General features: G+C 70.2%; 9 protein-coding genes and 2 pseudogenes. 7 read left to right on the forward strand and 4 right to left on the reverse strand.

Going from position 1 to position 12,908, the window contains the following annotated elements:
- The first annotated feature begins 63 nt into the window (after positions 1 to 63).
- The 4 genes and pseudogenes from VGP36_13090 to VGP36_13105 all read left to right on the forward strand — a co-directional run bounded on the left by VGP36_13090 (position 64) and on the right by VGP36_13105 (position 6,562).
- Positions 64 to 688 (forward strand): annotated as a pseudogene (locus tag VGP36_13090) (transposase).
- Positions 689 to 968: 280 nt separating this feature from the next.
- A complete protein-coding gene (locus VGP36_13095) occupies positions 969 to 2,108 on the forward strand; it encodes a hypothetical protein (protein HEV7655650.1) in 1,140 nt (379 codons plus the stop codon).
- A gap of 290 nt (positions 2,109 to 2,398) precedes the next feature.
- The gene (locus tag VGP36_13100) at positions 2,399 to 6,073 is read left to right on the forward strand and encodes a hypothetical protein (protein ID HEV7655651.1); all 3,675 of its coding nucleotides are present in this window, start codon (positions 2,399 to 2,401) and stop codon (positions 6,071 to 6,073) included.
- Between the two features lie 110 nt (positions 6,074 to 6,183).
- A pseudogene (locus tag VGP36_13105) lies at positions 6,184 to 6,562 on the forward strand (IS6 family transposase).
- Between the two features lie 40 nt (positions 6,563 to 6,602).
- Here the strand turns inward: VGP36_13105 and VGP36_13110 are convergent.
- The 3 genes from VGP36_13110 to VGP36_13120 all read right to left on the reverse strand — a co-directional run bounded on the left by VGP36_13110 (position 6,603) and on the right by VGP36_13120 (position 9,600).
- A complete protein-coding gene (locus VGP36_13110; protein HEV7655652.1) occupies positions 6,603 to 7,697 on the reverse strand; it encodes an LLM class flavin-dependent oxidoreductase in 1,095 nt (364 codons plus the stop codon).
- On the reverse strand, positions 7,694 to 8,509 hold the full coding sequence (locus tag VGP36_13115) for a hypothetical protein (protein HEV7655653.1): 816 nt from the start codon (positions 8,507 to 8,509) through the stop codon (positions 7,694 to 7,696). Before VGP36_13115 ends, VGP36_13110 begins: the two co-directional genes overlap by 4 nt.
- A 122-nt stretch (positions 8,510 to 8,631) precedes the next feature.
- Positions 8,632 to 9,600 carry an alpha/beta fold hydrolase gene (locus VGP36_13120; GenBank protein ID HEV7655654.1) on the reverse strand — a complete coding sequence of 323 codons (969 nt, stop codon included), beginning with the start codon at positions 9,598 to 9,600 and terminating at the stop codon, positions 8,632 to 8,634.
- Between the two features lie 284 nt (positions 9,601 to 9,884).
- On the opposite strand from VGP36_13120, the gene VGP36_13125 reads away from it, so the two are divergent.
- On the forward strand, positions 9,885 to 10,673 hold the full coding sequence (locus VGP36_13125; GenBank protein ID HEV7655655.1) for a tetratricopeptide repeat protein: 789 nt from the start codon (positions 9,885 to 9,887) through the stop codon (positions 10,671 to 10,673).
- 116 nt (positions 10,674 to 10,789) lie between these two features.
- Here VGP36_13125 and VGP36_13130 read toward each other — a convergent pair whose 3' ends face one another.
- Entirely contained in the window at positions 10,790 to 11,308 is a 519-nt protein-coding gene (locus tag VGP36_13130; GenBank protein ID HEV7655656.1) for a response regulator transcription factor, read from the reverse strand.
- Positions 11,309 to 11,880: 572 nt separating this feature from the next.
- On the opposite strand from VGP36_13130, the gene VGP36_13135 reads away from it, so the two are divergent.
- Together VGP36_13135 and VGP36_13140 are read left to right on the forward strand one after the other, a co-directional pair.
- Complete coding sequence (locus VGP36_13135) at positions 11,881 to 12,555, forward strand: hypothetical protein (GenBank protein HEV7655657.1); 675 nt, start codon at positions 11,881 to 11,883, stop codon at positions 12,553 to 12,555.
- Between the two features lie 44 nt (positions 12,556 to 12,599).
- A partial coding sequence (locus VGP36_13140; GenBank protein ID HEV7655658.1) for a helix-turn-helix domain-containing protein occupies positions 12,600 to 12,908 on the forward strand: 309 nt, incomplete at its 3' end.

Below are 12,908 nucleotides of genomic sequence, written 5' to 3' on the forward strand. Positions count from 1 at the left end.
GGCTCTGATCGGATCGCACGGAGAGGCACTTCGCGGGTGCACCCTACAACTGCACGACCGCCCATGAGGGTGACTACGGACGGGGCCGGGGTGGTGTCACACGCCGGGTCCCGGTTGCTGGCCGGGTTGGCCGACCGGACCGGGTTGACCGCGGCGTTCAGCGAGGCGCTGGCCGGGTCGCGGGAACGCCGCTCGGGTCACGACCCTGGTCGGGTCCTGACCGATATCGCGGTGTTGTTGGCGGATCGCGGGCGGTGCATCAGCGACCTGGCGGTGCTGCGGGACCAACCGGTGCTCTTCGGGCCGGTCGCGTCCACGGCGACTGCATGGCGGGTCCTGGACCAGGTCGACGCGGCCGGGCTGGACCGGTTGCGGGCGGCCCGAGCCACGGCCCGGGAACAACTGTGGGCCCAGCGCGGCGAGAGTCGACCTGCGGTTCTCCGTCGGGTTCACCATGACCGCCACCGTCCAGGCCGCGATCCTCGCGCTGCCCGAGACCGCCTGGGTCGAGGCGGTCGACGCCGACGGCAGCCTCCGCGACGGCGCGGACGTCGCCGAGCTGACCGGGATGCTCGGCGATCTCACCGGGGCCGGGTGGCCGGCCGGGATGCGGGTGATCGTGCGCCGCGAACGACCCCACCCCGGCGCCCAGCTCACCTTCACCGACCACGACGGGTGGCGCCACCAGTCCCAGACCATCCACAGTAGACAGACCCGGAGACTCCGACCACCGCGCCGGCCAGTCCCACACGTCCCCACCCGCAGAACAAGCCCGCCCACCCGAACAAGATCGCCCGAGCCGAGATCTACGCATTACCTAAAGAGCGGGATAAAGGCAAGGTCAATCCTGTCGCGCGACGGGTGGCAAGGCTAGCATCGCGATCAGGGCGCGCCCCCCCGGTAGGGAGAGCAGGACTGAGGTCACTCGCTGACTCCACTCGGGCGAATGCGCACGAGGGAGAGCACGCATGCCGACCGACGCCAAGCTGCATGGCCAGGCTACCAGCAAGTCGTATGGGTGGGGCTACAACAACTACGGCGGGTTGGGTGCGGGGCACACCGCACGGGTGCTGTCGCCGACGCGGGTCGGGCTGCCGCCGGGCACGGTCGACGTGCAGGGAGGCACCGACTTCACTGTCGCGCTGACCGATGCCGGGCAGGTGTTCACGTGGGGTGGCAACCGGTGGGGTCAGCTGGGTGACGGTACGACGCGGCACCGCTTCGCTCCTGACCAGGTGGTGCTGCAGGGTCACCCGCACATCGTGGCGATCGCCGTGGGTGACGATCATGTGGTCGCGTTGAGCAAGGACGGTCTGGTCTACGGGTGGGGCCGTAACGACCTGGGCCAGGTGGGGTCGGGGCCGCTGGCGGATCGGTGTCTGCGCCCGGTCTCGGTGAAGGTGCCCGGCGACGGCAAGGTCACCAAGATCGCGACGGGCAACGCGTGCTCGTTCGCGGTGCGTACGACCGGCGCGCTGTATGCCTGGGGACATGCCACTCCGTTGGGGGATGCGGTCCCGTCGGGTGGGGTGGGGGCGACTCGCGGCGGGGTGGGGACGGTGGCCGCGCCGGTCCGGCTGACCCTGCCGGGTGGTGCGGGGGCCGAGCTGGTGGATGCGGGGCAACGGCATCTGGTGGTGGTGACCCCCGATGGCGAGCTGGTGACCTTCGGCGTGAACGCGTTCGGGCGTGCGATGCCGCAGACGCTGACGTTGCATCCGTCATGGGGTCGGGTGAGCTCGTTGAGTGCGGGTGACAATCACACGCTGGCCTTGACCACGCGGGGGGTGGTGCTGGCGTGGGGTCTGAACAGGTTCGGCCAGCTGGGCACCGGCGACACCAGTCACCACGAGGAGCCGGTGAAGGTCGTCGTCCCGGGTTTCAGGGGGCGGGTGGTGCAGGTCCTGGCGGGTGGTGACACCTCGTATCTGCGGGCGCCGAACCGGGTTTACGCGTGGGGTCACTCCGGCTGGGGTCAGCACGGCACCGGCGGCACCGACGACGTGCTGCGCGCGCGCCGGGTCCCGATGCCCGACCACGTCAAGCTCCTCGGTCTGCACATCGGTCGCTACCACTCCTTCGCCACCCTCACGTCTGTCGGACGATGACCGGCTCCGGTGGGTCTCAGCTTCCTCGCACCGTCGGAAAGGACCCCACCACGATGAGCGACAGCGGTCCCGTCTCCCCGGCCCAGGGCGCCATCGAAGGGTTCGCGAGACGGCATCCACGCCGGCCGACCTCCGGCTCGCCCGGCTCGCCCGGTGTGGGGCGTCGCAGCGTCCTGGCCGGCCCCGGCCTCGGCACCCCGGGTGCCATGGCGGCAGGCGACCTGCCGGCTCCAGGTCCGGCGGCCGCCGCCACGGGGACCACCCTGCCGGCCCCGGCGCCCGCTACGTCGGTGACACCCAACCCGAGCCCGTTCACCGTGCGCGCCTCGTGCAACTTGACCGAGGACTACTTCCTGACCAGCGAGATCCTGCTCGACATCAGCAACGGCGACCGCGTCATCCCGTTCGTCAACCCGATGAACGGCAACGTCGTCGAGGCGATCGTGTTCAGCGCAAGCATCAACGACAACCCGGCCTCGGTCAGCCATCTGCAGCGCAACCTGTCGGTCCCCTCGGGCTGGAGCTTCACCCAGATCGACACCAGCGCGTACGCACCGTATCCGATCGATATCGCGGTCGCCGCCGACGACTCGACCGTCTACCTGATGGTGCTCACCGACCCGAGCAGCAGTCCCGGTGCTGCCTGGCTCACCCAGCTCGACTCGGCCACGGAGTGGGATGCCGGCTACGGCGCGAGCTACGACGACCTCGGCTACATCGACCTCGACATCAGCCCCGAGGACGCCACCTTCGGGGCGCTCAAGGGCGGCATCGACCCCGCCGGTCACGCGTACTTCTACGCGTCGGCGGTGGAAGACCAGACGACGTATCTGGTCGGCTGGGTGACCGGACCCGGCTGGAGCTCGGGCGACTTCAACTACCAGCTGCTGCAGACCCTCGACTCCACGTCCGCTGCGGCCGCCGACTACATCGTGCTCTTCGACACCAGCGCGAGCGCCAACCCGGTCGGCTACTCGCTCGTGCTGACCACGGACGGCAACCTGACCGGCTACACGGAGGTTCCCTTCAGTGACCAGGCCACTGCGCAGTTCAACGACGGCTCCATCAACGACGACATCGGTTCCATCGACGTCACCGAGCTGATCTGGGCCTGGGCCACGCCGGGCAGCACCACCGGGCAGCCCGGCTACGCCTTGCAGTGGACGAACGACCCGGCCAACAACATCACGGCCGGCACCGTCTTCGTCGACGAGAACGGCAACGACCAGATCCTGTCCGACCAGTCCACGGTGGGGAACAACGCGGTCAGCGTGTGGCAGTCCAGCGGGCTGTGGACCGTCAACCTGCTCGACGCGAACGACACCCTGAGCACCACCGCCCAATACACCGACCAGAACAACGACGCGCAATGGGGCTCGGCCATCCCCATCGGCGTCGGTCTCGCCGCGGTGTTCAGCGTGCCCACCGACCCGAACCAAACCACCCTGTTCGCCGTCGACCCGGGCGGTGTGCTGAACGTGCTGACCAAGTCCGTCACGGGCTGGACCCAGAACGTCGTCCACCAGGACGCCGCGACGAGCCTCGAGGTCGTCTCCTGGCGCTGCGAGCTCGGCCTGTACGACGCCAACGGCGTCGGCGTGGGCAGCGGCAACGGTTCCATCGAGCTCGGCACCAGCCTGCCCATCGACATCTGGCAGAACAACACCTCGATCGTCCTGCTCCCCAGCAGCCCCGTCACGCTGACCCAGGCCGCCAGCGGGGAGCTCAGCGTGAGCATCCCCACCAGCGAGCTCGACACCGCCCAGCTCACGGCACTGCCCCTGGACGCCGACGGCAAGCCGAACGGCCCGCCGCTGACCATCGTGCCGAACACCGACGTCCAGGGTTTCCTCGCCGGCACCAGCCCGCTCAACAGCGTCGGCGGCACGCCGCTGACCGGCACCGCGCTCATGGGCGCGCAGAACGGGACCTGGGACGGCAACACCCAGAGCTACGCCCCGTCGGCTCCGCTCATGCCCACCCTGGTCACGGCCGGCACCGCAGCGTCGGACCAGGTCGCCACCGCTATGGCCCATGTCATGTCGCTGCCCACGAACAACCCCAACGACCCGACCAACCCCAGTGGCACAGCTCAGGCCGGTCTGCTGGACTTCACCGGCTCGGCGCCGTCCTTCGCGACCAGCAGCGACCCGACGGCGTACGACTCGCACAAGACCGGCGACACCCACTGGTGGGACAAGGCGGAGCACGACGCCAAGTCCGCCTACCACGGTCTGCGCCACGCCGCCATGGCGGTCAAGAAGATGATCACCACGTGGGCCGCGGACGCGGCGCAGTGGACGATCAACCTGGTCATCGACCTGGGCGACGGCATCGAACGACTCATGAACTGGGTCGTGAGCGGGATCGAGGACGCCTACCACGCGGTCAGCAGCTTCTTCGTCTCCCTCGGCACCGACATCGAGCACGTCTGGAACTGGGTCAAGGACGTCGTCCTGAGCGCTCTGGTCGATGCCGGCAGCAACGCGAAGTACATGGAGGCGTGGGTCGAGAACCTCGTGGACTTCACCGTCGACGCCATCAACAGCCTCGAGCACCAGGCCGACAACTTCTTCAAGAACCTCGAGACCGATGTGAACACCAAGCTCACCACGCTGCAGGACCAGCTGGAGGACGAGCTGTTCGGCACGCACACCGAGCAGCCCACACCGGACTCGGGGACCGGTGGCGACGACTCGAAGTCGCACTTCAAGGGAGCCCAGGACGTTTTCCACTTCCTGGGTCACTCGCCGGGCAAGTGGTTCATGAAGAAGCTCACCTCCGACCTGGGCGCGCTGGAAGGCGGGGCCCTGGACGCGATCCAGTACTCGAACTTCTCCGCGTTCGCCACCGACCTCGCCAACGACGTGGACGAGGTGGTCGACACCATCGTCGACATGGCGAAGCTCCTCGCCGACCTGCTGGAGGACGCAGCGACCTCCGCCACGTCGTTCAACGCGGAGAAGATGACCGACCTGTTCACCGGGTTCGAGAACGTCGCCGACGACGTCCTCACCCTCCTGGACGACCTGGTCGACAGCCTGCTCGACCTGCTGAAGGCCTTTATCGAGTCGCTCAACGACCTGATCACCTCGGAGTTCCCACCTCCCTTCATCGGGGAGCTCCTCAGGCTGGTCGGGGTCGACTGGACGCCCCGCGTGCTCCACCTCACTGCCTTGGCCGTCGCCTACCCGGCCAGCATGCTGCATGCCCTGTGGGCCGTCGCCGCGGGCGACGGCACCAAGCCCTTGTTCCCCTTCGACCAGCCGACGAGCAATGCAGCGGTCGGCTCCAGCGACGCGGACTGGGCCGGGTTCGGACTCGACGTCGCGGCAGCGGTCACCCAGTTCGTGTGGGCCACCAACGAAGCCGGGATCGAGATGATCGCCTACACCGGCGGGACGCCGACCCCGTTCGATTTAACGCTGCTGGACTTCTTCACCCTGATCGACATCATCTGCCCGATGCTGATCATGATCTTCCAGTGGCCTGTGCCACCGGGCAACACCGGCCAGACCCCCGCGCCCCTCCACGACCGCGACTTCGAAGACGGCGCACTCTGGGGCAACGAGTACAAGCTGTTGTACCCGTCCATGATCGCCGGAGTCATTCCCTGGCTGATGGAGGCTGCCGGCTTCGTCATCGCGTCCTTCGACAAAAAGGCCGGGAAGAGGTTCAACGACAACGCGGTCCCGACCTTGCAGAGCCTTGCCTCGTTCGCCAACCTCCTGCTCGGTTCGTGGTACTCCTACTCCAACGCCACGAACGACGGCGAGAAGACACTGGCGATCATCCCGCCGGTCATCTCCGACCTCTCCTACATCGACGCCGTCATCGCTGCTGGCTACACCCTCAACGCGCTGGGCAACGACACCGCGTGGATCAAGTTCTACATCGACACCTTCGGCAACTACGCCACCGTCGCCATCGACATCGGTGAGGCGATCGCTGCGGTCGCCGAGTGACACCCATAACCACTGCTTCGTGAAGGGACGAGCATGTCGATCCGCACGGGGACCGGTGCATCCGCGGAACCCCGGCGGAGGCAGCGGGTTTGGCTGAGGAGGCTGGACGGGTGCGTCGACCTCGAGCCGTCCGTCCGAACGTCGACCGGTCGGCGTCTGCCGGGTTCCGGTTCCCACCCGAGGTGGTCACGGTCGCGGTCCGCTGGTACCTCCGATACAGCCTCTCCTACCGGGACCTGGAAGAGCTGTTAGCCGAACGCGGCGTCGAGGTCGACCACGTCGCCGTCCACCGGTGGGTACAGCGGTTCACGCCGCTGTTCGCCGACGCCGCGCGTCCGCTCCGGCACGCCACTGGCGTATCGGTGGTTCGTCGATGAAACGTCCGTGAAGATCGCCGGCCGGTGGCCGTACCTCTACCGCGCGGTCGACCGGTACGGGCGGGTCATCGACGTACTGCTGTCCGAACAGCGGGACACCGCCGCCGCCCGCTCCCAACTGGTTCGTATCGCGGCGCGCCGAACCGGCGGGGTCAGGACCATGTCGGCCTTGCAGGCTGCAGTGCCCGGCTGATCGGCTTGAGCGTGCCATCGCCGGTGGTGGCGAGTTCTCCGCGACCGGTCTCGGGCGCGGTGCTCGGTGCTGCGGCCAGGAGGGTGGCCTCGATGCTCGACCAGGACATGCCTGGTGGCAGAAGGATCGTGACGATGTCGGCGGCCTGCTCCCAGGCCGTGAGCTGCTGCCGGATCTGGTCGCCGGTCCCGTAGGCGGCGAGTTGGTCGAGGATGACCTGGGCCTCGCGCGGAACGATCCCACGTTGTGGGCTGGGCCGCGGGTTTGCGGCCAGGACCGCTGCGACCTCGGTGGCATAGCCCTGGCCGGACAGGGAATTGAGATAGACGTCGCCCATGGCGCCTAGGTACCAGGCGATGCAGGATGCGACGGTGGCCCGGCCCGCGTCAGCGTTCTCGCCGGCCGCGGTGATGGGCCCGGCCACGACCGTGAGGGGTTTCGCGCCTGGTGCAGTGGTTTCGCGGAGCCGGTTGAGCTCGGCGGCGCGGGCCGGGAGACGGTCGCGGGCCACCAGTGCCGGGATCCAGCCGTCGCCGAGCTCGGCGGCCACCCGGGCGGTGTGGGGGCCCAGCGCGGCGACCCAGATGGGCAGCTCGGGAGCGGGCGGCTGGCCCAGGCGGAGTGGACGCGCGCCCGAAGGCCGGCGGAGCTGGGCGGGCAGGCCGTCGAGGAGGGCGCGGACACCGGTCACGGTGTCGCGCAGCTTTCCGGCCGGGTGCTCGAACGGGATGTCGTGGAACCCCTCTGCCAGTGCTTTGGTGCTGGCGCCCAGGCCCAGCACATACCGCCCGCCGCAGATCTGCTGGAGAGTGGCGGCGGTCATCGCCAGCGTCGCCGGGGTGCGTCCCCAGACGGACAGAACGCCGGAGGCGACCTGGATCGTGGTGGTGCGCAGCCCGATCTCGGCCAGCACAGGGGTCGAGTCCAGACCCCAGCCCTCGGGCACCACGAAGACCTCATAGCCCAGCTCGTCGGCGAGGATGGCGGCTCGGACGATGACATCTCGCCTGGTCTCCATCGGCGTGAGCCCCACACCGCGGCGCTGCGTCGTCATGACGCTTCGTCCCCAGCCAGCGTCGGAACGGGCCGTGGCGTGGTTATCCACACGGTCCAGGCCACGGCGGCTACCTCGCCGGCAGGACCGAGTAGTGCCGACCCGGCGGTGAGCTTGCGGCCTTCACCCCCGCCCGGCCAGGCGATCACCCGGCACTGGTCGCCCGGCGCAGGCAGCATCGCCAGGCTCGCCGTCATCCGGCCGAGCACGATCGCGGTGTCCTTGCCCAGGCAGGCGTCCTCGGCGGCTGCGATTCCGCTGGGACAGTCGAGCGCCGCCCAGACCACTTCCGGCCGCACCCTCCCGTCCGTGCCGGCAACCGAGGAATCTGGGGTCCACGGCGCCGCCCACACGGCTCGGCCAGGCACAGGCCCGGGGAAGATCCGTAGCCCGTCGCCGGGCAGGCGACTCATCCCGCAGACAAAGCAGTGGGGGAAGATCGGGTCCTGGAAATATGGTGCGCGGCCGGCCGCCATGCACGCCTCCGCCATCGAAACCGGGCGTGGTATCTCCACCGCCGGCGGCCCGGGCGAGGGGGTCGCCTCTGCTATCAGCGTGCAGCCGTCAAGGATGCGCAGCGAGCGGTCATCGCCCTGTTCGACGGCCATCGGCCTGGCCAGCGGCGGCGGCCGGCGCAGCGTGACCGTCGCCGGGCCATCGGCGTACGCGGCAATGCGTCCGCAGACGTAGCCACCGTTACCGCTGCGCGAGGGGCCGCGGAACCGGGACGGGATGATCAGCCCGGGCGTTCGGGCCAGTGGTGAGCGTTCGCCTGGCCTCGGAGGACAGGCCGACTCGGCGATGTGTGACATGGCTCGACGCTAGGACCACCGGGGCCTGATGCGGCATCGGGTGAACTACGGACACATGGCCGCGTCCTTCTCCGTTCGCGGTGCTCTCGCCGGCTCCCGCGTCGGGCGAATTACCCAGTCATTCAGGGGCGCAGCGGGTACTCGGTGACCCACGCCGCGATCTGGGCACGGGAGCGCACCTGCAGCTTGCGCCGTATGTTCTCCACGTGCGCCTCGGCCGTTCGCGGCGCGACGGACAGGCGCCTGGCGATGGACTGATTGGTCAATCCCTCGGCGACCAGTTCGGCCACCTCACGTTCGCGATCTGTAAGCCGCGGTCCCGTGCTCACCGGCTCGGACAGGAAGCTGAGCGTCGCCTCCAGCACCGCCGGCCAGTCGCCGTGGTAGTACAGGTGGCTGGAACCCGGCAGCGGGATCAGCGTCGCGCCCCCGATCAGGGTGGCGACCTCGCGCCCCAGCTCGAACCTGGTACCGCTGTCCGCCTGGCGGTGCAGGACCGCCGTTCGTGCCCGGATCGCCGGAAGCAGCGCCCTGACGTCGGTTTCGTAGTAGACCTCCAGCAGCCGGGCAGCCACTGCAGCCGAAGCGCTCGCCCGCTGAAACGTGGTGAACCCGGCCAATTCCTCGGCCGTGGGATCGGTGACGAACGTCCCGGTCAGCGCCTTCAGCCCCAGGCCCCAATGCGCCCGCACCAGCGCGACCACCGACTCCCTGATCTCAGCAGGGGCCAGATCCCTGCCGCTGGCGCACATCCCGTACACCACAAGCGCCTCGACCCGATCCGGATACCTCGCCGCGAGCGCGGCGGCGAGCTGGCCGCCCTGCGAGGCCCCGAACAGGCGGAAACGGGCGGCGCCAACCGCATCGGCCACCGCCAGCGCCGCAGCCACCTGCCCGTCGAACGACAGATCAATCCCCTCCCGGTCCGACAGGCCGCAGCCGGGTTTGTCATAGCGGATCACGGTGAACCGCTCAGCCAGTCGCTCGACAAAGGGGCCGAAGGAGAACAGCTCCAGCTGCCCACGGAGATCGGTGATCCAGCCCGAGTCGCACAGCAGCGCCGGGCCAGTGCCCGATGTCGAGTAAGCCACGCGGCCCGCTGGCGTGCTGCAGTACCTGATCCTCGGCCCCACCCGTCCAGGCTCGCACACCCGCGATCAACGCAGAAAGCAGGAGAACACGCCCGCAAGTCGGTCCTCGGCTCGATCGTCGGACGGGACTGCACGATCGGTCTGTCGACCGGATGTCGACGGACTATCGACGGCCGTTGGCACGGTGCGAAGATCCGGCCGCCTCCTGGCGGCACCCGCATCCCATCAGGAGACCTGATGTCCCGGCACCTCGCCGCGGCGGCGCTCAGCGCCGCCGCCGCCGAGTGCGACGCGGCCGGGACCTGCTCGGCGCGAGGGCGGCCCGGCTGCGGCTGGGCTCGATGCGGCGATTCACCCTGCGACCGGCGGACGCCCTCACCGAGCTGTTGTCGGCCCACGCGGACCTGCTCGCGGCCGGACTGGACGCGTCCGCCGCCCACGTCAACGTCGAGCGCGGGATGGTCCAGATCACGCTGCTGGACCTGCCGGCCGCGCGCACCCGCTTCACCGCGGCCGCGGCGGTGCACGAGCGGGCCGGCGACCTGCGCGGCCATGCCATTGCGTTGACGGTGCTGGCGCAGACGTACCTGCGGGAGCGGCGACCGGCAGACGCCCTGCCGTACCTGCGCCGGGCGGTCGCGCTGATCGAGCAGCTCGGCGACCGACATCTGCTCGCCACCGTGACGGCGCACCTGGGTCTGGCCGAGCTCCCGACGTGTGGGCCCGCCCGACGCGCTCGTCACACTGGGCTGGGCGCTCGCAGCGGGCGAGAGGAGCTGGCGGACGTGGAGATCGTCGGGCTGGCCCGGCTCGGTATCGGCGAGGCGCAGCTTCAGCTGGGCGACCCGCGGTCCGCGGCGGCCGAGTTCGCCGCGGCCCGGGACCGGTTCGCGCAAACGGAGGCGGGCTACTGGTGCGCCCGGGCGCAGGAGGGCCTGGGTCTGGTCGCGGCCGCCGAGGGGACGGCGGACCAGGCCCGGGACCTGCTGACCCGGGCCGTGCAGCTGGCCTCTCGGTTCGAGCCCTGGCGGGGCGACCGCATCCGCGCCACCCTGGCCGCCCTTTCGCGCTGACCCTGTGACCGGACCCCGGCGGCGGCGGGACGGAGGCCATCCCGGCGGAGACGCCGTGCTGAGCGTCCTGCCCGCGGCCGGCGTCACGGCACCGCCGTGCATCGATCGGCTCGAGACTACCGGCGTCCTCCAGCCGCCCTGAGGACCGTGTCGATGACCTCTGTGTCGCCGCCGTGCTTGAAGAGGCAGCAGCGGGCGCCGGCCTGCAGAGCCTGGTCCAGGCGTCGGGAGTCGGTGTAGCCGGTGAGGATGATGACCGCGAGCTCGGGGTTGGCCGCGGTCATCCGGCGGGTCGCCTCGATGCCGTCGAGGCCGGGCATGCCGATGTCCATCAGCACGACCTCCGGGGCCAGGGAGATCGCCAGCTCGACCGCCTCCAGGCCGTCCGCCGCGAGGCCGACGACCTCGACGCCCGGCACCGTGCCGAACAGCAGCTCGAGTCCCTGCCGGACGAAGGGATGGTCGTCGACGATGAGCAGGCGGATCGCCGGGGACCGCTCCGCGGGTTCCCTCCCAGGAGCCGGATCGGGCTCGACGCGCGGGTGGGGCGGCTCACCTGGAGGCTGGGCCGCGTTCGGAGACCGATGCGGCTTGCCGCAGTCCTGGCGGCCGATCGTGTCAACGGTTGTCAGCACTGTCGCTCCTGCCCGTCGCGCCTCGCCGCGCACGTCGTGACGCGACCCGGTCCGGGGCGTCGACCGGGTCATGCAACCAGCGCGGGCGTTCACGTCTCGTGGTCTGTCCAACCACCCCGGTCCTCTCTATCCAGGTCGATGGCGGTGGACAGCCGCAACTGCCCAAGTTGCCGGTCAATGGCCGGTTAACGACCTGTCCGGGCAGTGCCGCCCGCTGAAAGCATCCGGAACGTCGAGGACCCCCCACATCGGGGGATCGCGGTCCATGCCGGTTGCTTCGCGCCGGTACGGACGTCGTGGTGTGGTGGGAGGCGGCTGTGATGCGGGGTAGGCGAGTGCGAAGTGTGGGACGTGGCCGGGTGGGGCGGGCGTTGGCCGGAGCGGTCGCGTCGGCCGTGACGGCGGGGTTGCTGCTCGCCGTCGACATGCCACCGGCGACGGCTGAGCCGGCGGTTGCCGTGTTGCCGCCGACGGCGGCTGCCTGGGACACGCTGCAGTCGGCGGACGGGTCCGCGCTGCCGCGATCGGTGGAGCCGACCGCTTCGTTGGCGGCGGTAGCGAAAGACGGCGAGGTGCCCTCGCTGCGCACCCGGATGTCGCGGACGTACGTCCGCGGTGACGGGAGCTTCCGGACGGTGGCGTCTCCGGTGCCGGTGAACTACCGGGACGGGCAGGGCCGGTGGACGCCGATCGACGACCGGCTGGTCCGGCAGCCCTCCGGGGCGATCGGGGTGGCGGCGGACTCGTACGCGGTGCAGGTGCCGGCGACGGCCGCGGCGCCGCTGGTTGCTTCGCAGGGTCCGGCGGTGGTGTCGATGCGGCTGCGCGGCGCGTCGGCAACTGCCGCGGCGGCGGTGGCTGGCTCGACGGCCACCTACCCGAACGCGCTGCCGGGTGCCGATCTGCTGGTGTCGACCCGGGCCGGCTCTGTGGACCAGACGCTGCGGCTGCGGTCGCCATCGGCTCCGGCCTCATACACCTATGACTTGTCCGTGCCGGCGGGCTACTCCCTCCGCCCGGAGCCGGACCGGTCGCTGTCCCTTGTGGACGGTACGGGGAAGACGGTCGCGGCGCTGCCGGCGCCGGTGTTGCGGGACTCATCGGGGGACCCGGATCGGCAGACCTCGACCGGGGTCCGGTACGAGGTGACCGGCGCCGCGCCGTCTTACACGGTCACGGTGGCGGCGGACAAGACCTGGCTGGCCGATCCGGAGCGGGTCTTCCCGGTGCTGCTAGTGTCGTGCTAGGTAAGTAGCTTTACTTCGTGGGACCGTGGTTCATGGCGTTGACTATGGCCGTGGACGTGCCGCCGCGGGACCGCGCGGAGCTGGAGCGGTGGCTGCGGTCGCCGTCGATGCCGGCCGGGTTGGTGATGCGGGCGCGGGTCGTGCTGGCGGCGGCCGACGGTGCCGGGACGAACGAGATCGTGGATCGGGTGGGGGTCTCGAAGCCGACGGTGATCGCGTGGCGGCGCCGGTACGCGGCCGAGGGGATCGGTGGTCTGGAGGACCGGCCGAAGTCGGGGCGGCCACGGCAGATCGATGAGACGGCGATCGTGCAGGCCACTCTGGAACCGCCGCCGGAGCATCTCGGGGTGACG

The sequence above is a fragment of the Mycobacteriales bacterium genome (assembly GCA_035995165.1).
Classification (GTDB): domain Bacteria; phylum Actinomycetota; class Actinomycetes; order Mycobacteriales; family CADCTP01; genus CADCTP01.

What these genes read in the sequence shown, in the direction of transcription:
- VGP36_13095 (HEV7655650.1), top strand. Translation starts at nt 969, where the DNA reads ATGCCGACCGACGCCAAGCTGCATGGCCAGGCTACCAGCAAGTCGTAT.
- VGP36_13110 (HEV7655652.1), bottom strand. Translation starts at nt 7,697, where the DNA reads ATGACGACGCAGCGCCGCGGTGTGGGGCTCACGCCGATGGAGACCAGG.
- VGP36_13115 (HEV7655653.1), bottom strand. Translation starts at nt 8,509, where the DNA reads ATGTCACACATCGCCGAGTCGGCCTGTCCTCCGAGGCCAGGCGAACGC.